Origin of the sequence: Limnobaculum eriocheiris (assembly GCF_021010575.1) — a bacterium.
Taxonomy (GTDB): Bacteria; Pseudomonadota; Gammaproteobacteria; order Enterobacterales; family Enterobacteriaceae; genus Limnobaculum; species Limnobaculum eriocheiris.
This window is the reverse complement of the sequence record NZ_JAJNAG010000004.1, coordinates 56637-82387: the sequence shown is the minus strand read 5'-3', so window position 1 is coordinate 82387 and position 25751 is coordinate 56637. Positions and strand designations below refer to the sequence as shown.

Annotated in this window: 24 protein-coding genes and 3 tRNA genes; 15 read left to right on the top strand and 12 right to left on the bottom strand. The window is 46.9% G+C overall.

Going from position 1 to position 25751, the window contains the following annotated elements:
• On the top strand, positions 1 to 3537 hold the full coding sequence (gene recB / locus LPW36_RS03520; protein WP_230608091.1) for an exodeoxyribonuclease V subunit beta: 3537 nt from the start codon (positions 1 to 3) through the stop codon (positions 3535 to 3537).
• Positions 3537 to 5405, top strand: coding sequence for an exodeoxyribonuclease V subunit alpha (recD, locus tag LPW36_RS03515; RefSeq protein ID WP_230608090.1), 1869 nt, complete (start codon positions 3537 to 3539; stop codon positions 5403 to 5405). The genes recB and recD overlap by 1 nt, the downstream gene beginning before the upstream one ends.
• A gap of 127 nt (positions 5406 to 5532) precedes the next feature.
• Here the strand turns inward: recD and argA are convergent, their stop codons facing one another.
• On the bottom strand, positions 5533 to 6861 hold the full coding sequence (gene argA / locus LPW36_RS03510; protein WP_230608175.1) for an amino-acid N-acetyltransferase: 1329 nt from the start codon (positions 6859 to 6861) through the stop codon (positions 5533 to 5535).
• Positions 6862 to 7165: 304 nt separating this feature from the next.
• On the opposite strand from argA, the gene amiC reads away from it, so the two are divergent.
• Positions 7166 to 8407, top strand: coding sequence for an N-acetylmuramoyl-L-alanine amidase AmiC (gene amiC, locus LPW36_RS03505; RefSeq protein WP_230608089.1), 1242 nt, complete (start codon positions 7166 to 7168; stop codon positions 8405 to 8407).
• On the opposite strand, the gene LPW36_RS03500 is transcribed toward amiC, so the two are convergent.
• From LPW36_RS03500 to LPW36_RS03485, 4 genes are all read right to left on the bottom strand, one after another.
• Positions 8404 to 8745 (bottom strand): DHCW motif cupin fold protein, encoded by a 342-nt coding sequence (locus LPW36_RS03500; protein WP_230608088.1) that lies wholly within the window; start codon positions 8743 to 8745, stop codon positions 8404 to 8406. The two genes, amiC and LPW36_RS03500, sit on opposite strands and share 4 nt — an antisense overlap.
• Positions 8746 to 8848: 103 nt before the next feature.
• A tRNA-Met gene (locus tag LPW36_RS03495) sits at positions 8849 to 8925 on the bottom strand.
• Between the two features lie 65 nt (positions 8926 to 8990).
• Positions 8991 to 9067, bottom strand: a tRNA-Met gene (locus LPW36_RS03490).
• A 65-nt stretch (positions 9068 to 9132) separates the two neighbouring features.
• Positions 9133 to 9209 (bottom strand) — tRNA-Met (locus LPW36_RS03485).
• 224 nt (positions 9210 to 9433) lie between these two features.
• Between LPW36_RS03485 and mltA the strand changes: the two genes are divergently transcribed.
• Together mltA and tcdA are read left to right on the top strand one after the other, a co-directional pair.
• Positions 9434 to 10546 carry a murein transglycosylase A gene (gene mltA, locus LPW36_RS03480; protein WP_230608087.1) on the top strand — a complete coding sequence of 371 codons (1113 nt, stop codon included), beginning with the start codon at positions 9434 to 9436 and terminating at the stop codon, positions 10544 to 10546.
• A 182-nt stretch (positions 10547 to 10728) separates the two neighbouring features.
• Positions 10729 to 11535, top strand: a complete 807-nt coding sequence (tcdA, locus tag LPW36_RS03475; protein ID WP_230608086.1) for a tRNA cyclic N6-threonylcarbamoyladenosine(37) synthase TcdA — start codon at positions 10729 to 10731, stop codon at positions 11533 to 11535.
• A gap of 251 nt (positions 11536 to 11786) precedes the next feature.
• Here tcdA and csdE read toward each other — a convergent pair whose 3' ends face one another.
• Entirely contained in the window at positions 11787 to 12221 is a 435-nt protein-coding gene (csdE, locus tag LPW36_RS03470; protein ID WP_230608085.1) for a cysteine desulfurase sulfur acceptor subunit CsdE, read from the bottom strand.
• Between the two features lie 2 nt (positions 12222 to 12223).
• Complete coding sequence (csdA, locus tag LPW36_RS03465) at positions 12224 to 13426, bottom strand: cysteine desulfurase CsdA (RefSeq protein WP_230608084.1); 1203 nt, start codon at positions 13424 to 13426, stop codon at positions 12224 to 12226.
• A 283-nt stretch (positions 13427 to 13709) separates the two neighbouring features.
• On the opposite strand from csdA, the gene LPW36_RS03460 reads away from it, so the two are divergent.
• The 4 genes from LPW36_RS03460 (at position 13710) to rlmM (ending at position 16824) form a co-directional block, all read left to right on the top strand.
• On the top strand, positions 13710 to 13934 hold the full coding sequence (locus LPW36_RS03460) for a YgdI/YgdR family lipoprotein (protein ID WP_230608083.1): 225 nt from the start codon (positions 13710 to 13712) through the stop codon (positions 13932 to 13934).
• Between the two features lie 384 nt (positions 13935 to 14318).
• Positions 14319 to 15233 carry a transcriptional regulator GcvA gene (locus LPW36_RS03455; RefSeq protein ID WP_230608082.1) on the top strand — a complete coding sequence of 305 codons (915 nt, stop codon included), beginning with the start codon at positions 14319 to 14321 and terminating at the stop codon, positions 15231 to 15233.
• A 101-nt stretch (positions 15234 to 15334) separates the two neighbouring features.
• The gene (locus LPW36_RS03450) at positions 15335 to 15721 is read left to right on the top strand and encodes a DUF423 domain-containing protein (RefSeq protein ID WP_230608081.1); all 387 of its coding nucleotides are present in this window, start codon (positions 15335 to 15337) and stop codon (positions 15719 to 15721) included.
• Positions 15721 to 16824 (top strand): 23S rRNA (cytidine(2498)-2'-O)-methyltransferase RlmM, encoded by a 1104-nt coding sequence (gene rlmM / locus LPW36_RS03445; protein ID WP_420844709.1) that lies wholly within the window; start codon positions 15721 to 15723, stop codon positions 16822 to 16824. The genes LPW36_RS03450 and rlmM overlap by 1 nt, the downstream gene beginning before the upstream one ends.
• A 64-nt stretch (positions 16825 to 16888) precedes the next feature.
• Here the strand turns inward: rlmM and xni are convergent, their stop codons facing one another.
• The 3 genes from xni to queF all read right to left on the bottom strand — a co-directional run bounded on the left by xni (position 16889) and on the right by queF (position 20210).
• The gene (xni, locus tag LPW36_RS03440; protein ID WP_230608080.1) at positions 16889 to 17671 is read right to left on the bottom strand and encodes a flap endonuclease Xni; all 783 of its coding nucleotides are present in this window, start codon (positions 17669 to 17671) and stop codon (positions 16889 to 16891) included.
• Positions 17672 to 17739: 68 nt separating this feature from the next.
• Positions 17740 to 19107 (bottom strand): nucleotide 5'-monophosphate nucleosidase PpnN, encoded by a 1368-nt coding sequence (ppnN, locus tag LPW36_RS03435; RefSeq protein WP_230608079.1) that lies wholly within the window; start codon positions 19105 to 19107, stop codon positions 17740 to 17742.
• A gap of 248 nt (positions 19108 to 19355) precedes the next feature.
• Positions 19356 to 20210 carry an NADPH-dependent 7-cyano-7-deazaguanine reductase QueF gene (gene queF / locus LPW36_RS03430; RefSeq protein WP_230608078.1) on the bottom strand — a complete coding sequence of 285 codons (855 nt, stop codon included), beginning with the start codon at positions 20208 to 20210 and terminating at the stop codon, positions 19356 to 19358.
• An 88-nt stretch (positions 20211 to 20298) separates the two neighbouring features.
• Here queF and syd point away from each other — a divergent pair, with 88 nt between their 5' ends.
• The 4 genes from syd (at position 20299) to LPW36_RS03410 (ending at position 23265) form a co-directional block, all read left to right on the top strand.
• Positions 20299 to 20856, top strand: a complete 558-nt coding sequence (gene syd / locus LPW36_RS03425; RefSeq protein WP_230608077.1) for a SecY-interacting protein — start codon at positions 20299 to 20301, stop codon at positions 20854 to 20856.
• A gap of 822 nt (positions 20857 to 21678) precedes the next feature.
• Positions 21679 to 22008 carry a YqcC family protein gene (locus LPW36_RS03420; protein WP_230608076.1) on the top strand — a complete coding sequence of 110 codons (330 nt, stop codon included), beginning with the start codon at positions 21679 to 21681 and terminating at the stop codon, positions 22006 to 22008.
• Positions 22008 to 22787, top strand: coding sequence for a tRNA pseudouridine(65) synthase TruC (gene truC / locus LPW36_RS03415; protein WP_230608075.1), 780 nt, complete (start codon positions 22008 to 22010; stop codon positions 22785 to 22787). The genes LPW36_RS03420 and truC overlap by 1 nt, the downstream gene beginning before the upstream one ends.
• Positions 22788 to 22812: 25 nt before the next feature.
• Positions 22813 to 23265: a flavodoxin gene (locus LPW36_RS03410; protein WP_230608074.1), complete on the top strand. Its 453-nt coding sequence runs from the start codon at positions 22813 to 22815 to the stop codon at positions 23263 to 23265.
• Between the two features lie 112 nt (positions 23266 to 23377).
• On the opposite strand, the gene LPW36_RS03405 is transcribed toward LPW36_RS03410, so the two are convergent.
• Entirely contained in the window at positions 23378 to 23779 is a 402-nt protein-coding gene (locus tag LPW36_RS03405) for a DUF3461 family protein (RefSeq protein ID WP_108901528.1), read from the bottom strand.
• 99 nt (positions 23780 to 23878) lie between these two features.
• Here LPW36_RS03405 and LPW36_RS03400 point away from each other — a divergent pair, with 99 nt between their 5' ends.
• Entirely contained in the window at positions 23879 to 24256 is a 378-nt protein-coding gene (locus LPW36_RS03400; protein ID WP_230608073.1) for a hypothetical protein, read from the top strand.
• Positions 24257 to 24260: 4 nt separating this feature from the next.
• Positions 24261 to 24830 carry an SMI1/KNR4 family protein gene (locus tag LPW36_RS03395; RefSeq protein WP_230608072.1) on the top strand — a complete coding sequence of 190 codons (570 nt, stop codon included), beginning with the start codon at positions 24261 to 24263 and terminating at the stop codon, positions 24828 to 24830.
• A gap of 76 nt (positions 24831 to 24906) precedes the next feature.
• On the opposite strand, the gene dapD is transcribed toward LPW36_RS03395, so the two are convergent.
• Positions 24907 to 25731, bottom strand: coding sequence for a 2,3,4,5-tetrahydropyridine-2,6-dicarboxylate N-succinyltransferase (gene dapD, locus LPW36_RS03390; RefSeq protein WP_230608071.1), 825 nt, complete (start codon positions 25729 to 25731; stop codon positions 24907 to 24909).
• Between the last annotated feature and the right edge of the window lie 20 nt (positions 25732 to 25751).

The window sequence follows — 25751 nt, the reverse complement described above, 5'->3', positions numbered from 1 at the left end:
ATGACGGTTACACAGCCTTTAAGGTTAGATCCACTAACGCTCCCTCTGTTTGGGGAGCGTTTAATTGAAGCATCAGCAGGCACGGGGAAAACCTATACGCTTGCGGTACTTTATCTGCGTTTACTGTTGGGGCTGGGCCAGCAGGCGGCTTACCCGCGTAAACTGTCAGTGGAAGAGATACTGGTTGTAACTTTTACCGAAGCTGCAACAGAAGAGCTGCGTAACCGTATTCGGGATAATATTCACCGTTTACGTATTGCCTGTATTCGTAACGACAGTAGCGATCCGCTGTTGTCGCAATTACTGTCGGAATTGACGGATAAAGAAGAGGCTGGCGACTTACTATTGGCCGCCGAACGTCAAATGGATGAGGCGGCAATTTATACCATCCACGGTTTTTGTCAGCGTATGTTGAGCCATAATGCCTTTGAATCGGGCGTTTTGTTTGAGCAATCGCTAATTGAAGATGAACTTCCCTTAAGGCGTCAGGCGGTAGCCGATTTCTGGCGTCGTCATTGTTACCCGTTGCCTTTGCCGGTTGCCCAGGCGATAAACAGCGAGTGGAGTGGACCCGAATCTCTGCTGACAGATGTGATGCCCTATTTGCATGGGGAAGCCCCTCAGTTACGTCAGCCGCCGTCTCAGGACGATATTTTATTGCGACACCAGCAGATTATTGAGCGCATTGAGGCTTTAAAGCAGCAGTGGCGCGATGCCTGTTCCGGGCTGGAATCATTAATCAGCCAGTCAGGTGTAGATAAACGTAGCTACAGCACCAAGCATTTGCCCAACTGGCTGCAAAAAGTCAATTTGTGGGCAGAGCAGGAGACGCAGGATTATAAGCTACCGAAAGAACTGAATAATTTCCGCCAGTCGGTGCTTTGTGAAAAAACCAAAAAGGGCGAAGCACCGGTCGATCCTCTGTTTACTGTCATTGATTTGATCTATTCCGAGCCTTTGACCCTGCGTGATTTAATTTTATCAAAAGCCATTAGTGAAGTTCGTCTGTCGGTTCAGCAAGAGAAGCGTCGGCGTGCTGAAATGGGGTTTGACGATCTGCTGAGTCGGTTAGATTCCGCGTTACAACGCACCGGGGCAGAAGCTCTGGCGCAGGCTATCAGGTTGCGCTATCCGGTGGCAATGATTGATGAGTTTCAGGATACCGATCCACAGCAGTATCGCATATTCCATAAGCTGTACGGTGGTCGTGAAGATACCGGGTTATTGCTGATAGGGGACCCAAAACAGGCGATTTATGCCTTCCGCGGTGCGGATATTTTTACCTATATGCAGGCCAGAAATGAAGTAAGTAACCACTACACGATGGAGACTAACTGGCGATCTTCAGCATCTATGGTGAACTCAGTGAATCACCTGTTTCAGCAACTGCCAGCCCCTTTTATTTTTCAGCAAATTCCCTTTATGCCGGTTAATGCGGAAGAAAAAAATCAACACCTGAGCTTTGAGTTGAATGGGAGTAGCCAACCGGCTGTCTCTTTGTGGTTGCAGCCGGGAGAAGGGTGCGGTCTTAATGAGTATCAGCAGTTTATGGCCCGCAGCTGTGCGGTACAGATTCGGGAGTGGCTGACAGCAGGCCAACAGCAGCGAGCATGGTTAGTGAACGCGACACAGCGCAAACCAGTAGTCGCCGCCGATATTGCTATTTTAGTTCGCACCGGTAAAGAAGCCGCGCTGGTGAGGGATGCTTTAAGCGCTTTAGGGATACCTTCCGTCTATTTATCCAACCGAGAGAGTGTGTTTACCACACCAGAAGCTAAAGACATTCTGTGGCTCTTACAGGCGGTTTTGGCGCCGGAAAAAGAGAGAACGCTGCGCAGCGCTTTAGCCAGCAGTTTGCTGGGGCTGGATGCCCGCCAGATTGATGATATTAACCGGGATGAGCGGCAGTGGGATCAACTGGTAGAAGAGTTCAGCAGTTACCGTCAGCTTTGGCTCAAACGTGGAGTATTGCCGATGTTGCGGGAAGTGATGTCCCGGCGACAACTGGCGGAAAACCTGCTGGTGACGCTGGGCGGTGAGCGCCGCTTAACGGATATCATGCATATTGGTGAACTGTTGCAGGAAGCCTCGCTAAAGCTGGAGAGTGAACACTCACTGGCTCGCTGGTTAGCACAACAAATTACCCAGCCAAACGATCGTTCAGACAGCCAGCAACTGAGGCTGGAGAGCGATCGCAATCTGGTGAGAGTGGTAACTATTCATAAATCGAAAGGATTAGAGTATCCACTGGTCTGGCTGCCGTTTATCTGTGGCTTTCGCCAGCAGAATCAGGCGTTTTATCACGATCGTGAAACATTCTCCGCCATGCTGGATTTACAGCAAAGTGAGGATTCGCTAACGCTGGCAGAAGAAGAGCGTCTGGCCGAAGATCTGCGCTTGCTTTATGTGGCCATCACCCGCTCTGTTTATCATTGCAGTATTGGGGTTACGCCGCTTTATTCCGGAAACCGGCGGCAGGGCAACTCTGATTTACACCGTAGCGCTATGGGATATTTATTACAGCGCGGGCAACCCGGCAATGCTGTTTTTCTGGCGGAGTCTTTACAGACGCTGGAACAGCATGATGGTATTCAGCTTCATACCGCAGCGGAAATGGATGCAGCCCTGTGGCAGGATAATCAATTACAGCCAGAGCTGCTGGCAGCCCGCACTTTTAGCAGCCAGCGGCAAAACAGCTGGCGTGTTACCAGCTATTCAGGCTTACAGCAGCAGGGAACCTCACACCATTACGACTTATTGCCTCGTTTTGATACCGATGCGGCTGGGGAAAAGGGTGAGAATCCACAACAGTTGCTGTCTCCTCATACTTTCCCGAAAGGCGCCGCTCCGGGAACTTTTTTGCATGATTTACTGGAGAAAACGGATTTTACCCAGCCGATAAATAGCCATGAGCTAAATGAAAAAGTACTGTTACAGGGGCTGGAAAGCCACTGGACGCCTGTTTTGCAGCAGTGGTTAGAGACTATCCTTTCTTCACCATTAGATGAGCAGGGGATCTGTTTAAAAGATATTTCAGCGGCCAATCGCCAGGCAGAGCTTCAGTTTTACCTACCCATTGGACCATTGCTACAGGCAGATCGGTTAGACGCTTTGGTTAAGCGTTATGATCCACTGTCAGCCCGCTGTCCTGAATTGGTTTTTCGGCAGGTTCAGGGCATGTTAAAAGGCTTTATCGATCTGGTGTTTTGCTGGCAGGGGCGCTATTACGTGTTGGATTATAAGTCTAACTGGTTGGGAGAAAGTACAGCATCTTATACTCCACAGGCGATGGCCGATGCCATGTGCGAGCATCGTTATGAACTACAGTATCAACTCTACTCGTTGGCACTCCACCGTTATTTACGCCACCGCATTGCTGATTACGACTATCAGTGTCACTTTGGCGGCGTGTTTTACCTTTTTTTACGCGGTATTGAAAAAGATAAGCCAGGGCAAGGTGTTTTCCATTGTCGACCTGAGTGGGCGCTGGTGGATGGGTTAGACCGTATGTTTAGCGGTCAGGAGGAAATAGCCTGATGTTTAGCCTGCTGCAAAAAGCCGTGAATGCTTCCCTTTTGCGACCTCTGGATATTCAACTGGCCCGTTTATTGGCTGGTGATAACTCTTGTCTGGCATTGTTAATTGCCTGTTTAAGTGCTGAAACCGGTGCCGGTCATGTGTGCCTGTTTTTACGTCATTTTAATCAGACGACGTTGTTTGATGGTCGACATACTGAATTAGCCGCAGAAGTCTGGCATAAGGCTGGATATCCACAGTTTGCTGATTTAATTCTGGCGCTGGAGTCTGCACCTGCGGTTACCAATGGCAATTTGCCCGCACCGCTGGTTTTGCAGCACGAGCGGCTCTACCTGCAACGTATGTGGCGAGATGAAGGGCTTATTGCCAACTTCTTTCTGCACCAAAGTGAGATACCGAATAGCCAGACATCGCAGACAATCGATATGTTACGCTCCGCGTTGGATGCCTATTTCTTACCCACTGACGATGGTATTAACTGGCAAAAGGTCGCCGCAGCGGTTGCGGTAACGCGTCAGGTGTCGATTATTTCTGGCGGGCCGGGAACCGGAAAAACCACGACAGTGGCGAGATTACTGGCGGTACTATTACAGCTTGCTGGCGAAAAGCGATTACGTATTGCGCTGGCCGCCCCAACGGGAAAAGCGGCGGCAAGATTAACTGAGTCATTAGGTCAGGCGATTCAGGGATTACCGCTGGAGGAGCATTGGCGCCAGCAGTTGCCAACCGAGGCCTCCACCCTTCATCGTTTGCTGGGGGTTCAGTCCAACAGCCGCCGTTTACGCTATCACAAGGAAAATCCACTCCATCTTGATGTGTTGATTGTGGATGAGGCTTCAATGGTCGATTTGCCCATGATGGCTCGTCTGATAGAGGCTTTGCCGGAGCACGCCCGGCTGATCCTGCTGGGCGATCGGGACCAACTGGCTTCCGTTGAGGCGGGGGCAGTTTTAGGCGACATCTGTCGATTTGCGGAGCAAGGTTACAGTCGGCAGCGCGCCGATGAGCTATCTCGCCTTACCGGTTTCAATATTTCTCCACTGAATTTACCGCATGCGGTAGCCGTCAGGGATAATTTATCTCTCTTGAAAAAGAGCTATCGCTTTCATCAGCACTCTGGTATTGGTCAACTGTCGCTGGCGGTTAATCAGGGGGAAGGACGGTCTGCTATTAGTTGTTTTAGTCAGGATTATGGCGATTTGAGCTGGTTTTCAGTTAAAACACCAGAGGACTATTTACATCTGCTGGAAGCCTGTGTTGATGGCTATCGGGGCTATCTCGAACAGATTAAATCTGGTCAGCCTCAGGATATTCTGGCGCGGTTTAACCAGTTCCGTCTGCTGTGTGCATTGCGCAGTGGGCCGTTTGGGGTTGAAGGGCTGAATATTCGTATTGAGCAGGCTTTACAAGGCAAACGTTTGATTAACAAACCAAATGATAGTGTCGGCGTCTGGTATTCAGGGCGTCCGGTAATGATTAATCGAAATGACAGCTCGCTGGGTTTGTATAACGGGGATATTGGTATCGCCTTAATGACGTCGGAGGGAGAGATGAGAGTCTATTTCCAGCTTCCTGATGGTTCGTTAAAAGCGATACAGCCAAGCCGTCTACCGGATTGTGAAACCGCCTATGTGATGACGGTGCATAAATCTCAGGGCTCGGAGTTTGACCATACGGTGCTGGTATTGCCGGACACCTTTACTCCTTTGTTAAGCCGGGAACTGGTGTATACCGCAATTACCCGGGCACGTCAGAAGCTAACGCTGTTTGCTAATGAAAATATTCTGTTGTCTGCTATAGCTACCCCAACGGAACGCCATAGCGGGCTGGCAGAACGCTTACAAGGAGACGTTTTACCCGTAGCATAAGGGCTAAAATAATTATGGCCGGTATTGACCGACCATAAAATGAAGTTTACTGATAGCTTTACGGTCGAAATGCAATATAGAAAATTTTACCGGATGGCTAAAAAGCACCCGGTAAAACCAATAAAACCTACACCGGCGTGACAAGGATTTTAGATCGCCGTTGGTAATTATATAAAGCCTGCTTTTTCATCGGCAGAACGTCAATGTCTGCTGGCATAAACCCGCGTTCCTGGAACCAGTGAATACTGTGGGTGGTGAGCACAAACAGTTTCTCCAGCCCCATCAGGCGCGCTTGCCCGCTGATTTTCTCTAACAGGATTTCACCGCGTAATGAGCTGCGATAGTTGGGATGAACGGCAACGCAGGCCATTTCACCAATTTTTTCTTCCGGGAAGGGGTAGAGCGCCGCACAGGCGATGGTCATATTATCCCGTTCGATAATGGTAAATTTATCAATTTCCATTTCAAGCTGCTCTCTGGATCGGCGAACCAAAATGCCCTGTTGCTCCAGAGGGCGGATTAGCTCCAGAATCCCACCAATATCGCGAATAGTTGCCCGACGCACCTGTTCCGCGCTCTCCATGACGATTTGTGTACCGATACCGTCGCGGGAGAATAGTTCCTGTAACAGCGCACCGCTTTCCTGATAACTAAGCAGGTGACAACGGCGAACACCACTGCGGCAGGCTTTAATTGCTCCACGCAGGAAGCGTACAGTACCCGAGTTATAATCGCCCTGGGCCTCATGCTTATCCAGATAGGTTTGGGCATCATTAGGGAAAAGTTCCGATATAATTTTTCCCTTTTCGTCTTCTACCCCTTGTGAAGAACAGAAACCAATCATTTTCTCGGCTTTTAATTTAATGGCCAGTTGAGTTGCTACTTCTTCTGAGGTGAGATTAAAGCTCTCTCCGGTAACCGAAACCGCCACCGGCCCCAACAGCACAATAGCGCCGCTGCTCAGCTGGCGCTGAATAGCCTCTTCATCAATCCGACGTATGCGCCCGCTATGGCAGTAATCGATACCATCATCCACCCCTAAAGGCTGGGAGATCACAAAGTTACCGCTAACCACGTTAATATGGGCACCCTGCAACGGCGTATTATTCAGGCTCATAGACAGACGAGCGGTAATATCCAACTGGAGACGACCCGCGGCTTGTTTTACCAGCTCCAGCGATTCTGCGTCGGTTACCCTGGTGTGTTTATGATAGACCGAAGGTTTATTGTGTACCGCCAGATTGGCATCAATCTGTGGGCGGGCACCATAAACCACCACTAATTGAATGCCCAGGCTATGAAGTAAACCAATATCGCTGATAATACTACCGAAATTATCATGCTCTATGGCCTCGCCACCTAACATGATGACAAAGGTCTTCCCCCGGTGGGTATTGATGTAAGGAACCGAATGGCGGAAACCTTCAACCAATTCAGTGCTACGTTCCTTCATGATTAACCTCAATGCATAATAATTCGTAATTTTTGTATTTTTATTCTATTTGAGATGTTCTGGCAAGCAGAAAGTTTAGCCAAAAGTGATTTAGTGAGGGATTATTCAATAGACGTAGCGATTAAAATTGATTAGGCTTCGACGCGTTTAAGCATTATGTGCTTATTTTCACGTATTTTCATCTCAAAGTTATGCTTACAGGCAGATAACATATATGTAAAACGTGACAGTGCCGCTGCACTTCGGTAGAGTTTTACGCCAGCTTTATATTATTGGTAAACAGTCGTTCGTTTTATTTCGGAGAATCATGTCTAGCTCTAAACCCAATTATTTACGCCGCCGTTTGTTGCAGGGAGCCGCTGCGACGTGGTTATTGAGTGTTAGTGGCGTTGGCATTGCTGCTTCTGTGGCCAGCGTTGTTGCTGTGCGCGTATGGCCTTCTTCGACCTATACGCGAATTACGCTGGAATCGACGGTTCCGCTAAAGTACAAACAGTTTGCTTTATCTAATCCCAATCGTCTGGTGATTGATATTGAGAATGTTCACTTAAACAGTGTGCTAAAAGCGGTTTCTGCTCAGGTTCAGAATAACGATCCTTATCTGAAGCTGGCTCGGGTCGGGCAGCATGACCCGGATACGGTTCGGCTGGTGCTGGAATTAAAGCAAAATATCAATCCTAATCTGTTTACTCTAAAGCCGATTGCCGAGTTTAAAAACCGTCTGGTGGTCGATCTGTATCCGGCTAATGGTGGTTCTTCCGAACCGGACGATCCGCTGCTGGCGTTATTGAAAGAGTACAATCTGGGTGAGCTGGAAAAAGATCAGCCAGCGGCACCGCCACAGGCCGGAAAAGCCGGGCGTGACCGCCCTCTGGTTATCATGCTCGATCCGGGACATGGTGGGGAAGATCCCGGCGCTATCGGTAAACGAGGTACTAAAGAGAAGAATATCGTTCTGCAAATTGCGCGCCGGTTACGCACGTTGATTCAGAAAGAGTCAGGGATGAAGGTGTACATGACCCGTAATGAGGACGTATTTATTCCGTTGAAAGTGCGGGTAGCAAAAGCCAGAGCGCAAAAGGCCGATCTGTTTATCTCTATTCATGCTGATGCGTTTACCGATCGCTCTGCTAATGGTTCTTCGGTGTTTGCTTTGTCCACCAAAGGAGCAACCAGCAGTGCGGCTAAATATTTAGCACAAACCCAGAATGAGGCGGATCAGATAGGTGGCGTGAGTAAGAGCGGCGATCGCTACCTCGACCACACTATTTTTGATTTGGTACAAACCGCCACCATCAACAGCAGCCTGACATTTGGTAAGGAAGTGCTGACCCGAATGGGGCGGGTAAATGAACTGCATAAAAATGAAATTGAACAGGCCGGATTCGCCGTGCTGAAAGCGCCGGATATTCCATCTATTCTGATTGAGACTGCGTTTATCTCTAATCTGGAGGAGGAGCGCAAGTTGAAAACGGCAAAATTCCAGCAACAGATCGCTGAATCAGTTTTTGCCGGTATTAAGACCTATTTCGCAACCATCAAATATTAATCAACAATCAGCAGGCGGGCGCCGGTTTTGGTATAGGACTGGTGCGCTTCCGCATTATCACCAACCTGATAGCTTACCCCTGGCGTTAGTACGAACTTACGGCCATCCTCCAGCGTGGTTTCTAACTCTCCTTCCAGGCAGAATAGCACATGCCCTTTACTGCACCAGTGGTCAGCAAGATATTCTGGGGAGTACTCAACCATACGAACGCGAATTTTGTTTTGCTCTTCACCAAAAAAACGGGTTTGCCACCAGACCGTACCGGTCTCGCCGCGGTGTTCCGTCTTTTCTACGCTGGCCCAGTCTGTCAGACTAAAAGCAAAGGGGGACATTTTCATCGATAGGCTACCTGTATAACTAAAATTCAGAGACATTAAATTTAAGCGTAGTACAGGAGAATGGATGGAGATGGTAAATGAAAAGAATATCAGAGAGTCGGATTGGTTGCGGGGGCCAGATTTGAACTGACGACCTTCGGGTTATGAGCCCGACGAGCTACCGGGCTGCTCCACCCCGCGTCCGAAAAGACTAAATACTGCAATAGAAGACATCTTTACTTTAATTCATTGGCATAATATCAGATTGGTTGCGGGGGCCAGATTTGAACTGACGACCTTCGGGTTATGAGCCCGACGAGCTACCGGGCTGCTCCACCCCGCGTCCGATAAGACTAGATACTACAACAAAAGATGTTTCTGCCTTAATACCTTGGCATAGTATTAAGTTGGTTGCGGGGGCCAGATTTGAACTGACGACCTTCGGGTTATGAGCCCGACGAGCTACCAGGCTGCTCCACCCCGCGTCCGTAGGAGGCGCATAATACTCTCTGTAGTTTAGGTTGCAAGCTATTTTTCTTTAAAATAACAAAAAAGGAGGTTTGGATTTTACGATTGGTTAACTTTTCATCATTTCATTATCGTCACTTTTTTTATAAGCACTTTCCTTTATACTGGTGGCCTTGGTATTGTTCGATAGCAATATAGCAATCAATAGAGTAGCGGTTAATTAAAGGCAGGCGGCGAGATAATGAAAGGACGTTGGGTAAAATTTATATTGGGTGGTGTAGTTATTGCGTTACTCGCAGGATGTGAGTCACGGCCGACCGATCGTGGGCAACAATATAAAGATGGTAAGTTAAGTCATACGTTTGGTTTGGTGAACAACCCAAATGCTAAAAATAAGCCGGTTAATGGCAGAGATTTTGCTCAGCAGGTTTATGAAATCAGCCAGGTTTCTCCGTCGCTGTATAACAAATATCGTGATACCTATCAGGCGATTTTTCAGTGGATGACCGCTGGCGCAGAGGGTCCTCAGCTATCTCAGTTCAAGCTTGACGCCTACCAAATGGAAGGGGTAGATAACTACGGAAACGTTCAGTTTACCGGTTATTACACGCCGGTTATCCATGCACGCCATACCCGTCAGGGGGAGTTTAAATATCCGCTGTACTCAATGCCAAACCGAAGTAATAAAATGCGTCGCTTACCCGATCGCGCCGGGATTTATGCCGGTGCTCTGGACGGTTTAAATCTGGAGTTAGCCTACAGTAATTCATTAGTAGATAACTTTATGATGGAAGTGCAGGGTAGTGCATATGTTGACTTTGGTGATGGCACTCCTTTGGTATTCTTTGCTTATGCGGGTAAAAACGGTCGTGCTTATAACAGTATTGGCAAAGTGCTGATTGATCGTAATGAAGTGCCGCGTGAAGAGATGTCTATGCAGGCCATCAAGCGCTGGACCGAACAGCATAGTGAAGCCGAAGTCAGAGAGCTGTTGGAACAAAATCCATCTTTCGTCTTCTTCAAGCCAAGGCATTCTGCGCCGGTAAAAGGCGCCAGTGCGGTTCCTCTGATTGCCAGGGCATCGGTGGCTTCGGATAAAACCTTAATTCCACCGGGCACCACCATTTTAGCCGAGGTTCCCCTGTTAGATAATACGGGGAAATTTACCGGTAAGTATGAAATGCGTTTGATGATTGCTCTGGATGTGGGTGGGGCGATTAAAGGGCATCATTTTGATATTTATCAGGGTATTGGCGATGAAGCCGGACATGCGGCAGGTTTTTATAATCACTATGGCCGGGTGTGGGTGTTGAGTGCTCCCGCTGATTCACCGTTTTCATCGGCATCAAACTAAGCGGTTACTACGGAAAATTTAGCAAGAGGTTATTTTTTCCGGGCGGCTAAATCCATTAAACTTATCGACGGGGAGTGGGCGAGTGTCTGCTCCCCGTCGCCTGTATATCATTATCACATCTGTTGTCGGTTTGTGGATCGCGTTATCAGGCAATTCGATGTTATCGCCAATATGAGGTCACCATGTCTGCTGTCTATTCTGATGCCTATCTACAACGTTTTAGCGGCATTGCCCGTTTGTATGGGCAGTCTGCGCTGACACTTTTTTCTCAGGCACACGTTTGCGTCATCGGCATTGGTGGTGTGGGTTCCTGGGCGGCAGAAGCTCTGGCACGCAGCGGCATTGGTCATATCACTTTGATTGATATGGATGATGTTTGTGTCACCAATACTAACCGCCAAATTCATGCTTTACGCCAGACAGTGGGGCAACCTAAAGGTGAAGTCATGGCCCGTCGGATTGAGGAAATAAATCCAGAATGTGAGGTGACCTGTATTGATGACTTTATTACCGCAGATAATGTGGCAGAGTATCTGACAAAGCAATTTGACTATGTTATTGATGCCATTGACAGTGTTCGCCCTAAAGCCGCGTTACTGGCTTACTGCCGCCGTAATAAAATTCCGGTAGTGACTACCGGCGGGGCGGGAGGGCAGATTGATCCCACGCAGATCCAGGTAGCTGATTTGGCAAAAACCATTCAGGATCCTTTAGCGGCCAAACTGCGTGAGCGGTTGAAAAGCGATTTTGGCGTAGTGAAAAACGGTAAAGGTAAATTGGGAATCGACTGTGTATTTTCAACCGAACAGTTGGTTTATCCGCAGGCTGACGGTAGCGTCTGTGCCGTAAAGAGTAGCGCAGAAGGGCCGAAAAGGATGGATTGTGCTTCAGGATTTGGGGCAATCACCATGGTTACTGCATCATTTGGTTTTATTGCTGTGTCTCATGCTTTGAAAAAGATGTTGGCGAAAGCCGCCAGAAGTCAGTAGCAGGTAGGTTATTAGCCTGTAGAACAGATGAGTTTCTGTTTTTACAGGTTTATACACTCAAGGTGTTATTTAAACTTTAGTGACATTAATGAAGAGATTCCGATTTTCAGATATTTTTCTTTTGAGGTGCTAAACACAATAAGAAGTGCTCTGACATTGAAGGGAATCATCAGCATAATACTTTTCACTATGCCCATATTAGGTTCATTGGTATAGGCAACCGTAGCCATTTCAACGCTGGCATGAGCGGTTTAAATATAAAGAAGCGCTATTTTTTCTATTGTGTTAACCAGAGAATCCAATCCCTGAGAGCGAGAAGCGCTGAGCTGCTGGTGAATGCCTAGCCGATCGAATAACTGCATCAGATCGAGTTTGACAATATGCTGTGGCGTTTGCCCTTCAATTTGAGCGAGTAGAATTGCCAGAATACCTTTTACAATTCTGCCTTCGCTGTCACCGTAGAAGTGGAGAGTTCCATCTTCATTGAGCTGATGCCCCAGCCAGACCCGGTTTTCACAACCTTTCAGCTCCAGGTGCTGCTGTTTGAGTTCTTCCGGCAGCGGCGGTAACTGCTTTGATAGCTGGATGAGCTGGCGATAGCGATCTTCCCACTGCTTTTTATCACTAAACAGGCTGAGAAGCTGTTCCGTACCAATATCGGTACCAAAAGGATGTGGTGCCAGCATGATTACTCCAGTAGTGAAAGTGCGTGAGTTAACGCATCGTATAGCCGGTCTACATCAGCGAGTTGATTATATGGGGCAAAAGAGGCTCTCAGGGTACCGCTTACACCCATCGCGTCCAGCAGCGGTTGGGCACAATGTTGCCCCGAGCGAATCGCTACACCTTGTTCAGAAAGCAGAGTGGCAATATCACTGTGATGAAAGCCCTTAATATTAAATGCCAGCAGGCTGCTGCCAGGTGCCCGGTAACTGATAAATCCGGGAATCGATGAGAGTTGATCGTAGGCCGCCTGAGCCAGTGCACAGGCATAGCGTTCTGCTTCAACAATATCCTGAGTATTGAGCCATGATAGTGCGGCACCAACGCCAATAACACCGGCGATGTTAGGGGTACCCGCCTCAAAACATTCAGGAACGGGTTGAGCTTCAAAACCATTGAAGGATGCCTGAGTTAACATCTTACCGCCTCCCTGCCAGGGAGACATTTCGGCTAACAGTTCCGCTTTACCATACAGCGCGCCCGTTCCGGTTGGACCATATAGCTTATGGGCCGAAAAAGCATAGAAATCGATATCTAACTGTTGAACATCCGCTGGGGAGTGCACCACCCCTTGTGCGCCATCAACCACTACGATAGTACCATTCTGATGGGCCAGATTGATGGTCAGACGCAGGTCCGGACAACCGCCGGTGACGTTCGACATATGGCCAATAGCCAGAATTTTAGTTTTGTTATTTAACAATGCGGGTAGCTGGTTCAGGTCAGGCATAAACCACTTATTGAGTGGCAACTTAACTACCTTTGCACCGGTCTGTCCGGCAACCATAAGCCAGGGAATCAGGTTTGAATGATGCTCTGATTCGGGAACAATAATTTCATCGCCAGGTTGTAGACGCGGGCGAGCGTAACTTTGCGCCACCAGATTAATGGCTTCGGTAGTGCCTTTGGTCCAGACAATTTGTCGTTCGCTGGCGGCATTGAGTAGTTGCGCTACCCGCAAGCGAGCGTTATCAAACAGCTCGGTAGCCTGTTGTGCTGCGGTATGGGCACTGCGATGCACGGTGGCACCGTTATGGGCGTAGTATTCTTTGGTCGCGTTAATCACTGACAGAGGTTTAAGCGTTGTCGCTGCACTGTCCAGATAGCAGCCAGCTTCATTCAGTGCGGGGAACTGTTGACGAAATAGATCAGGATTAAACGATTTCATAAGAGGCCATTCACTGTGGGTATTAATAGTGGTCGCATTTGTCTGCAATAACTCTGATTGTACTAGCGGTGAGTTGAAAGCACACCATTAATTGCCGTGAATTGCCGCTAATTTTATTTGCAGTCAGGCGCTTTTCAGAAGATAGTTAAAGAGATTTAAGATGATGGTATGGCTTTTACCAAGAGTAATATGCCCATCATACTTCAAGTGGTGGGGGCGTTGGTTGCGTTCCTGCACTCGAAATTATTTAAGGTATAACCTGTTTAACCGTAAGGAATAGTTTATGAAACGTTTTATTCTTGCCTCTGCTGCACTGGCTCTCACGTTGGGTTTAGCTGGCTGTACCAGTCATTATGAGATGACTATGCAAGATGGCACTAAAATTATCACGGTGGGAGAGCCAAAGGTTGATGAGAGCACCGGTATGGTGACTTATGAAACCCGCTTTGATGGTGAAAAGCAGATAAAACAGAGCGAAATGAAAGAGTATGTTAAACAGCCATACTAATGATGCCGCTGTCTGATTGAAAACAGAATAAAAAAAAGCACCGCCTTGGCGGTGCTACTGTAATCACTATGGACAGACAGGGTAAATGTTCAGAAAATTAAATCATCATTAATCCAAAGAAATCAGTGAATTAATGATTGCACCTGACAAGTGTCAGGAAAATTAGCAAACACAACATCACAACCACAAAGCCAAAATGCGCCCTTCATTCAAAAAACACATTTTTCGTTCCGGCTTAGGAAGTGCCATCACTATAGGTATTTGCTGGTATATGTACAACGGACAATTTATAATGTAACGCATTAGAAAAACTAATGCGTTAATAGCTAAAATAGCTAAGCATTTCACAAATTATCACCAGGGCCGGGAAGTATTACCAATCTTATGAAGCGATTACCTCCATTAAATGCATTAAGGGTGTTTGATTCCGCCGCTCGCCACCTTAGCTTTACTAAAGCTTCCGAAGAGCTTTTTGTGACGCAGGCCGCAGTTAGCCACCAAATTAAGTCATTGGAAGATTTTCTCGGCCTTAAACTTTTTCGTCGTCGTAACCGCTCTCTTCTGTTGACGGAAGAAGGGCAGAGCTACTATTTAGACATAAAAGAGATATTCGCCTCTCTTAATGAAGCGACACGTAAACTACAGGCCCGAAGTGCAAAAGGCGCACTAACGGTTAGTGTCCCTACCAGTTTTGCTATTCAGTGGCTGGTGCCTCGCCTGTCGGGGTTTCATCAGCTTCATCCGGAAATTGACGTAAGGATCCAGGCCATCGATCGCGATGAATGGAAAATCTCGGATGATGTGGATGTAGCCATTTTTTATGGTCGCGGTAACTGGTCCGGATTAAGAGTTGAACCGCTGTATGCAGAGTATTTGATTCCGGTATGTTCACCGACATTAATGATGGGTTCGCACCCACTGACTTCATCGGAGGCGCTGGAACATCATACTCTGTTGCATGATTCATCCCGGCGGGACTGGCAGGCATATATTCGACAGCTAGGTTTACAGCATATAAATGTGCAGCAGGGGCCAATATTTAGCCATACGGCAATGGTAGTTCAGGCCGCAGTTCATGGGCAGGGCGTGGCATTAGTGAATAACGTTCTGGCATTAGCCGAGATTGAATCAGGCCGTCTGGTTTGTCCGTTTAATCATGCGCTGGCCAGTAAAAATGCATTCTATCTGGTATGTCATGAGAGTCAGGCGGAACTGGGGAAGATCGCCTCGTTTCGTGAGTGGATTCTGGCACTAGCCAGCAGCGAGCAGCAGAGTGTCTATCTGCGTTATGAAGAATAGATCTCATCAAAAATCAAAACAGTGATTATATAAAGTCGGATTTACCGGTAGAATTCCAGCAGGTTTGGCTATAACACTTACATTTGAAGGTATAAATGACAATGAATAGTCGTTGGATTCTGATACTTGCTGCCATAAGCGGTTTTATTTTTGTATCTCTTGGTGCGTTTGGTGCTCACGGTTTAAGTAAAATTCTGGACGTAAAGCAAATGGCGTGGTTGCGTACCGGTCTTGATTATCAGGGGATGCACACTCTGGCCCTGTTGGCTTTAGGGGTTGTCGTTCAGATTCGGAATAACATTTGGTTTCGACGCAGCGCGGCTTTTCTTGCTGTAGGTATTGTGTTGTTTAGCGGTAGCCTGTATTGGCTGGCGCTGACTTCGGTTGGCATGTGGCCTTATATTACGCCACTTGGCGGTTTTTGTTTTTTAATTGGTTGGGCTCTGCTGCTGGTTGGTGCATTACGCCTGAGTAAAAAGGTTGAATAGTGAATAAAGTAGCGTTGTATTGCCGCCCGGGATTCGAGAAAGAATGTGCGGCAGAGATTGCAGAAAAAGCGGCTAAACTGGAAGTTTATGGTTTTCCTCGGGTGAAAGATAACAGCGGCTATGTGCTGTTTGAATGTTATCAGCATGAAGATGCAGACCGACTGATAAAAGAGCTTCCTTTTAATTCACTCATTTTCGCTCGCCAGATGCTGGTTGTTGGCGATTTGCTGAAAGATTTACCGGTAGACGATCGCGTTTCACCTATTGTTGGAATGATACAGGGCGTAGTGGAAAACGCCGGTGAAGTGCGGGTGGAAGTTCCCGATACGAATGATGGTAAAGAGCTGTTGAAATTTTGTCGTAAGCTGACGGTACCCTTACGACAAGTGATGCGTGAACGGGGTATTTTGCTGGCGAAAGAGAATTTACGCCGTCCGGTGATTCATGTGTTCTTTATTGCCAGTGGCTGTTGCTATGTCGGCTATTCATACAGCAATAATAATTCACCGTTTTTTATGGGCATTCCTCGTTTGAAGTTTCCGGCAGAGGCGCCCAGCCGTTCAACCTTAAAACTGGAAGAGGCATTTCATGTGTTTATTCCGGCAGATGAATGGGAAGAACGTTTGGCCAGCGGCATGAGAGCAGTAGATCTCGGAGCCTGCCCCGGTGGGTGGACCTATCAACTGGTTCAGCGCAGTATGATGATCGATGCGGTAGATAATGGACCTATGGCCCAAAGTATCATGGATACTGGCCAGGTGACCCATCACCGTGAAGATGGATTCCGCTATGAACCCGCTAACTCAACAAATTATTGGGTTGTGTGCGACATGGTGGAAAAGCCCTGGCGGGTAGCCAACCTGATGGCTGACTGGCTAATCAAGGGCTGGTGTCGTGAGGCCATCTTCAACCTGAAGCTACCGATGAAAAAGCGCTATGAAGAAGTGTGCCAGAATTTGAAAGCGATTGAAGATAAGCTAAAAGAGAATGGCATCAATGCACAAATTAATGCGAAGCAGCTTTATCACGACCGTGAAGAAGTTACGGTACATGTTCGCCGTATTTGGGCATCAATACCGGGTCGTCGTGATGAGCGAGATTAATTGCTGACAAGATAGTAATAAACTCAATTGAGCCCTGTGGTGAATACGCTACGGGGCTTTTTAATTAATTGAGGCTATCTTCATTCATCTTGTTTTCATTTATCCGAAGCTGCTGAAGGTTTCCCTCTAAATGAATATCTTGCCTGAGCGTAGCGATTTCCCGGCACAAATAAGCCAGCGCTTTATGTTCGATTAACTTGTTGCGCCACTTATCCGGCACGCTGTCTATTTGCTGGTAGATTCCATCCAGCGTCTCATATTGATTAAGTAGTGTTGCCGCCGCTTTGGGGCCGATTCCTACAATACCGGGGATTTTGCTACTGCTAATACCGGCTAACCCCCAGAAATCAGTTAATTGGGTTGGCCTGACGCCAAATTCCTGTTCAATAAAGGGAACATCCAGCCAGCGTTTTTGAAAATAATCACGAATGCGTAAAGTAGGAGCTAGCAGTTGGCAGTAACCTTTATCCGTTGACACTATGGTCACTTGATAGCCTCTCTGGCTAATATGATGCGCCAGCGTGGCGGCCAGATCGTCAGCTTCATCACCGCTGGATTGCCAGCAGGTTACACCAGCCTGTTCAAAAGCCGCCTTTAGCTGTGGTAATTCATGTACCAGTGATTCTGGCATTGGGGAACGGCCGGCTTTATAGTCAGGATAGATCCTGTGACGCCAGCCGGTATTACGCTGCTCATCATCAAAAACGGCAATCGCGTGGGTGGGCTGGCTATGCTGAATAAGCTGTTCCAGAGCACGCACGCAAGTAGGGGCGCAAGGGGAACCTTGCACCGCATGAATACGACGAATCAGGTTGAGGGCATCAACAATCAGCAGGTGTATAGGCATAGGTTTCGCTTATCCGTAAGCTGCCGGAGTTACCTCCGGCAGAGTTAATGATTATTGCGCAAGATTGGTTAAGTGCAGATCTCATAACAAGGGGTATAAACCGAACCCGGCAACTTCATGCGGTGCTGTGCAACAAAGCCTTGCAGCAGCTTGTCCATGTCTTTCATCATTTGCGGATCGCCATGAATTTTATAGCGACCATATTGCTCAATTGCCTGAATACCGACATCTTTTACGTTACCTGCCACAATACCAGAGAAGGCCCGGCGCAGTGCCGCCGCTAATTGTTCCGGCGGCTGGTTAGGATAGAGATTCAGGTTTGCCATATTTTCATGGCTCGGCTCGAATGGATGCTGTAAGTCTGGGGCAATCTTAATTGACCAGTTGAAGCTGTAGGCATCTCCGGTTGCACGGCGGTTTTCTTTTACCGCAGACATGCCGTTTTTCATTGTCCGGGCGACTTCTTCCGGATCGTCAATGATGATTTTATAGTGTTTACGCGCCTGTTCGCCCAAGGTGCTGAGGATAAACTGGTCCAACACTTCAAAATAATCAGCGCTCTCTTTTGGACCGGTGAGTACCAGAGGCAGTATTTGATCTTTATTTTCCGGATTCATCAGAATACCCAGCAGGTAAAGCAGTTCTTCCGCCGTACCAACACCGCCAGGAAAAATCACAATGCCATGAGCAATGCGCACGAAGGCTTCCAGACGTTTCTCAATGTCCGGCATGATCAGCAGTTCATTAACCAGTGGGTTCGGTGGCTCTGCGGCAATAATTGACGGCTCGGTTAAACCAATAAACCGGCTATCTTTGTAAGCCTGTTGAGCGTGACCAACTGCGGCACCTTTCATTGGTGCTTCCATAGCACCGGGGCCGCATCCCGTACAGATATTGAGCTTACGTAACCCTAGCTGATTGCCTACTTTACGGGCATACAGATATTCGGTTTCATTAATTGAGTGACCACCCCAGCAAACGACCATATTAGGCTCTTCACCAACGTGCAGGGCGCGGGCGTTGCGTAGGATGAAAAATACCAGATTGGTTAAATGCACTGAATTGTCGGGGTCCATTCTCTGGTGCTTTAGTGCCTGAGTGAGTTGACCATGCACAAACAAAATATCGCGCAACACCGCAAACAGGTTAGCCTGAATGGAATGGATAAGACGGCCGTCAACGAAGGCCTCTTCCGGTGGATTGATCAGCTCTAACTTAACGCCGCGCTCCCGACGCAGGACGTTAATATCAAATGATTTATAGCGGTCCAGTAACTCTTTGCTGTTGTCCGTTTTGCTACCGGCGTTCAGCACCGCCAGTGAACAATTGCGAAATAAGTGATAGAGGTTGCTGCTGGCCGTTCTTTTTAATGTATCCACCTCAAGCTGTGACAGCAGGTCCATAGAACCTAATGGTGGGCTAATATGTGTAATCAAATCAACTCCCTAACGTTGAGGTTATTGAAAAGCGGCTCAAAAGGTCATCGCAAGCTTTTCTGTTTGTTCTGATAATAATATTTACCATTTTTACCTAAGTCACTCTACTTTACTGATGTTCTGGAAACCATTCACGGTAATCTTGTACTTTTTACTGTCATTTACATAAATATTGCGATGTATCGCTTAATATTATGATTTATCGCACTATATTTGCTATTTTTGATCTCTGCTGTTAGCAAAGTTGTTTATTGTCTGGCCAGTCTTTTGGTTTGAGGTACAAATTGAGTATTTGTTCGATAAGGATTTATGTCCAGCCCACCCCGGCGGGTATAGCGGGCATACACGCTAAGGTTTTCCGGATGGCAATAGCGTTGAATGTCATTAAAGATGCGCTCTACGCACTGTTCATGAAATTCGTTGTGGTGGCGAAAAGAGACAATATAGCGCAATAGCGCTTCGCGATTAATTTGTGGGCCACGGTAATTGATCGCAACTGAACCCCAGTCGGGTTGGTGGGTAATCAGGCAGTTGGATTTTAGCAGGTGACTGACCAGCGTCTCTTCAACCATGGGGGCATGCTTCTCTGTGGCCTGTTCCAGTAATTTGTCGTCAAAGTCGTAATGGGTAATTTCAATCGGCTGATCGTCAATACATTCACCGTCAAGCGTGCCAATGGTATCTCCGGTTAGCTGCTCAAGACGAAATAGTTTGACGCTGACATTACCCTGCGCGCACAGAGATAAATCACGACTGAGTATCTGCTGAACATCTTCCCAACTGCTAAATGTGGTCTGATTAAAGCTGTTGAGATAAAGCTTAAAACTTTTTGACTCAACCAGATTCACGCTGTTTGCATCAATATGAACTTCACCAACGGCTACCTGCGGTAACCCCCGGCTGTTAAGCCAGGAGAGTTCATACAGTGTCCAGATATCGGCACCGTGAAAAGGTAATGCCGTGGCGCTTAATCCCAGTGGGTCACGATTCAGGCTGCGAGGAACGGGCTGTAGCAGCGAGGCGTCATAATGGTCTATATAGGCGGTTTCTTTACCCAGTTTAAGCGCTGATAGTGCTTGATTATCCTGATAATAGGAAGTCATGCTATTACTCCGCTGTTACCCCAAGAGGGAATAACGTTATAATCATTGAAAATTTGCCATATAGTGTAACGCAATCTTTGAGATAAATATGACATATCCCGTAATCTCCGCTTTAACTCAGTTTACCGCCTCTTTTATTGATTTGTGGCAACAGAAGACGGGTCATGAACCTGCCAGTGAAATGCTGTATGGCGTGGCCTCTCCTTGTATTGTTGGTACTCAGGATGAGTCAGTGCTTTGGTTACCTCAGCCTTTTGGTTCTGAGCCCGGGCTGGCTAATGTTGAGCGCGCGTTGAATATATCGTTAAGAGAAGAGGGTGCTCAGTTTTATACCTCACAATATGCCGGGGATATGACGGCCCATTTTAACGGATTGGAACTGTCGCTGATTCAGGTATGGAGTGATGAAGATTTTATTCGATTGCAGGAAAATTTAATTGGGCATCTGGTAACGCAGCGCAGATTAAAACTGGTTCCTACGCTGTTTATTGCTACCACCGATTCAGAAATGGAAATGGTCTCTCTGTGTAATCTGTCTGGTGAAGTGGTGCTTGAACATTTTGGTACAGCCAAACGGGAAATGCTGGCTGAATCGTTAGCGGTTTTTCTGCAAAAACTGGAACCTCAGGTGAGTTTTCTGAAGTAAATTAGGATGTGTGTCTTACGATGAGTGCGCACCGCCTTGTGAGATATATCCTACAAGCACTGTGAGACATATCGTCAATTCTTAAAGTTGATTTTTAAAAATAATAATAAATATCAATGCATTATATGTTAATGGAGTGGTTTGCAAGATATCTCATAGGATGTAAGTCTTACAGGGTATATTGTGAGACGGGGGAAATTAAGCGATTCTATGTCCATCGAAAGGGAGCTCAGGAATAAGGTCTGTATCAGGATGATACGGCTTTAGGATAAAGCAAGTGGATTCGCTTAGGAAGAGCTTAGGAAGAGCTTAGGATATCATCAGGAAGATGAAGGATAGTTCAGGATAGAACTAACGGACAGTTTCAGGATGAGAATCGATTCTACCAGGAATGTAGAAAGTCAGGAAGACAATCAGGGATGGCGCTATCAGGATGGTAGCACAGGAAAGTTTAAGGAAAAAACTAGCGGACACCTCCAGGATGGAGAATGAGTACCTACCGGAGTGTAGGGGGTCAGGACGACTAGCAAGGAAGAGCATCAGGACGATGCAGGATGACGAGACAAGGACGAAAGTAGGACGCTGCAAAGGATAGCAAGGTTAGGATAACCGACAGGACAATTTTTCAAGGATTGAGCAGGGAAGCAACGCGCATAGCCGGATAAGCTATATAACGCACCAGGCCCACTGTAGATTACAGTGGGCCTTTCTCGTTTTTGCTTTTCAATATTTGGCTTTTTACCCGCCATTCTCAAAGTGATATAATCAGCCCCCTTTTCAGGCTTTCAGACAAGTCTGCTGTGTCAATTTCAAGAGAAAATAATGAGTTTAGATAATCAGGTTTGGCAATTGCTGGGAGAAATCGAGCAGTTGATGCAGGAGCAGGCATTATGGAGTTCCTGTGCGCCTGACCTTAGCGTTTTCGAAAGTCGTGAACCTTTTTGTATTGATACCATGTCGCCTGAGGAGTGGCTACAGTGGGTATTTATTCCCCGAATGAGAGCATTGGTGGAAGGGCATCATCCATTACCTACTCGTATTGCAATAGCGCCCTATTTTGAAGAAGCATTCAGCCAGCGTGCTGAAAACCACCAATCTCTGATTGATATACTTCATCAAATCGATCGACTACTTAATAAAGAAACCCTCTAATGCTGGATATTTTGTATCAGGATGAACATCTGGTGGCAGTAAATAAGCCTTCCGGATGGTTAGTGCATCGCAGTTGGCTGGACAGGCATGAAAAAGTGGTAGTAATGCAAACGGTACGCGACCAGATCGGTCAGCATGTTTTCACCCTACACCGTCTCGATCGGCCAACGTCTGGCGTGTTGTTGATGGCGCTCTCCAGCGAGGTAGCGCGTCAAATGTCTCAGCAGTTTGAGTATCATCAGATTAATAAGGTTTATCATGCGGTGGTTCGGGGGCATGTTTATGAATCCGATACCATCGATTATCCTCTGGTGGAACAGCCAGACAAGATCGCCGATAAGTTCGCTAAACAGGATAAAGAGGCTCAACCTGCCGTCAGCCATTATCAGGGGCTGTCACAGGTTGAAGTACCCATTGCCGTTGGGCCTTATGATACTGCACGTTATAGTCTGGTTGAGTTAACCCCCAAAACGGGTCGTAAACATCAGCTTCGCCGTCATATGAAGCATATTTTCCATCCGATTATTGGTGATAGCGCCTATGGTGATTTACGCCATAATCGTGCGGTGGCCGAACATTTTGGTTGTCAGGGACTGATGCTGCATGCCAGCCACTTATCGCTACAGCATCCGGTGACTCATCAGCCATTACTTATTTCTGCGCCCTGGGATTCTCGCTGGCAAAACTTAATGACAGAATTTGGATGGGCCTCGCAATGCCCTGAATATAATGGGGTTGAAATTAATATGGCAATAACTCAGGATAGTTCTGTCAGATAACCCGTTAAAACTGAGAGAAGAAGTGATGGCAAAAATAGGAATTTTTGTTGGTACCGTATACGGTAATGCCCAGATGGTTGCTGAAGAAGCTCAAACCCTGCTGCAAGCACAAGGGCATGATGTTGTCGTGTTTGATGAGGGAACGCTGGATGAATGGCAGGACTACGAGCAGCAACATGTACTGGTAGTCACTTCAACCACCGGACAGGGGGATTTACCGGGCTCCATTGAACCGCTATTTTATGACATTAAAGACTCTTTAGGGCATCAACCGGGGCTACGCTATGGCGTAATCGCGCTGGGAGATAGCAACTATGAGAACTTCTGTGGCGCGGGTAAAAAGTTTGACGCACTGTTGCAGGAACAAGGAGCAACCCGGCTTGGTGATGTATTACTGATTGATTCCAGTGAAGTTTCTGAACCAGAGGTGTTTGCTACCGACTGGATTACACACTGGGGTGCTCTGGTAGGGAAGTAGTTTCTTGTCATCGCCATCGAATAGCATAATAGAAATCCACCTCATGTAACCGGTGGATTTCTATTTTTTTGGGTACTGCGACAGGATTAAAGATTATTTTGCCAGACGGTGCTTACTTTCCGTTCTCTTTTTCCGTCAGCTTTTCCAGGTCGGCCTCGATTTCAGCAATTTTATGGGTGACAACCTGTTCGAGATGGCGCAGATCGGAAAGAATCTTTTTCTTTAAGTCGACCTCAATACGTTCTCCATGGCAAATCTTATCAAGTTCTTCAATGACATGGCGAAGATTAGGGCTGATTTCATGGACTTCTTTATAGGATTTCTCTGCGCCCGGATTAGCTAAAACGGTTTTGCGCTGGCGTGGGTATTTGAATTTGACGCTCTTGGCAAAAAATTCACCTTTTTCCTTACGAAAATAGATTTTTAAAATATCGTTACTGGCTTCCTGACGCAGGCTATAGCGGTCGATCTGTTTAGGATTGGTAATACCAAGACTGGTGAGATTATCGTACATAAGAAAACCTTCCTGATTTATTTTTATGACGGTGCGATAATTATTATAGCAGGGGATATCAATCACTACCCTAATGTTTAAAAAGGAATAAACATGCGGATGAAGTTACGTAGGGTCCATGTTGACGGCGGTGATTTTTTCTGGAGAGTGCTATGGGATCCTGATGCGGCGAATGGTGATTATCTTTTTTTACGCATCTGGATTGCCGGGCGTAAAGCTTATCCCTGGTTAACGGTGCATTATCAGTTTCATAATCCATGGCTATTTTATGGCGATATCATTAATGCGGTTACGCCGGAGCAGCAAGAGAGAGCGAATAATTATTTCCAGCTTAAACCGTTAACGCCGGGAAAAGTGGCGGAAATTATCAGGAAAGCGACCTTTTTGCTGAATGAAACATATGCAGACCGGCGGCTTGATAAAAACTGGTATTTAAATATTAATCGTGAAGGTGAATTAAACTGGGGGCTGGCATAACATCATGAATATTTCGCAAATAACATTACTGATTAAATATTTGAAAAAGTGTGGTGTTACCTTTGCTGAAGGTTTAAGTGATGATGAACTTATTGCGATTCAATTTGAGTTTCAGGTCACTTTTCCTCCCGACCTGAAGCAGTTTCTTCAAGCGGCTTTGCCTGTTTCGGACCGGTTTGTAAACTGGCGTGCAGGCTTGCATTCTTTTAAAGAAAAACAGCAGATAGAACAGCGTATCAACTGGCCGTTGGAGGGTATGTTGTTTGATGTGGAGAATAATGAATTCTGGATGCAGGAATGGGGTGATAGGCCGGAGAGTGCAGAAGAAAGAAGCGTTATTGTTAGCCAGAATTTTTGCGCTTACCCTAAACTTATCCCAATTTATTCTCATCGCTATATTCCAGCGACACCTGATGAAATTGGCAATCCGGTATTTTCCGTTTATCAGACGGATATCATCTATTACGGTTACGACCTGGCGAGCTATTTTGCACATGAGTTTAGCTTTTCACTGCCGGGGAGTTTTGATTCACCAGAAGAGCCAAAATGTATTGAGTTTTGGGGTGATTTTTAGTTTGAGTCGATTGAAATGCAAACGCGGGCATTGTCGTTGCCCGCGTTTTGAGTTTAACTTAGAACGATGAGCGTGATTAATCAATCGTCCGCAGCAGTTCGTTAATTCCCACTTTACCGCGAGTCTTGGCATCTACCTTCTTCACGATAACCGCACAGTACAGACTGTATTTGCCATCTTTAGACGGCAGGTTACCTGAAACTACGACTGAGCCAGCCGGAACGCGACCATAGTGGATTTCGCCAGTTTCGCGATCGTAAATACGTGTACTTTGACCGATGTAAACACCCATCGAAATAACGGAACCCTCTTCAACGATCACACCTTCCACGACTTCAGAACGGGCACCGATAAAGCAGTTATCTTCAATAATGGTTGGGTTGGCTTGCAGTGGTTCAAGTACTCCACCGATACCCACGCCGCCGGACAGGTGAACATTTTTACCAATTTGGGCACAGGAGCCTACGGTTGCCCAGGTATCCACCATAGAGCCTTCATCAACATAAGCACCAATGTTGACATAAGATGGCATCAATACTGTGTTACGGGCAATAAAGGCACCCTGACGAACGCTGGCCGGTGGAACAACCCGAAAACCTTCACGCTGGAAACGTGCTGCATCATAGTCGGCAAATTTCATTGGAACTTTATCGAAATAGCGGGCTTCTGCGCCATCCATGACAACATTATCGTTAATACGGAACGAAAGCAGAACCGCTTTTTTTAGCCACTGATGTGTGACCCACTCACCGTTGATTTTTTCGGCAACGCGTAATTCACCGCTGTCTAATTTAGCAATAGTTTGCTTAACAGCTTCACGAAGAACGGTATCTGCATTCGCCGGGGTAATTTCAGCACGGCGCTCAAAGGCGGTTTCTATCACGGTTTTTAACTGCTGCATTTCTTTTCCTGATGTCGTGT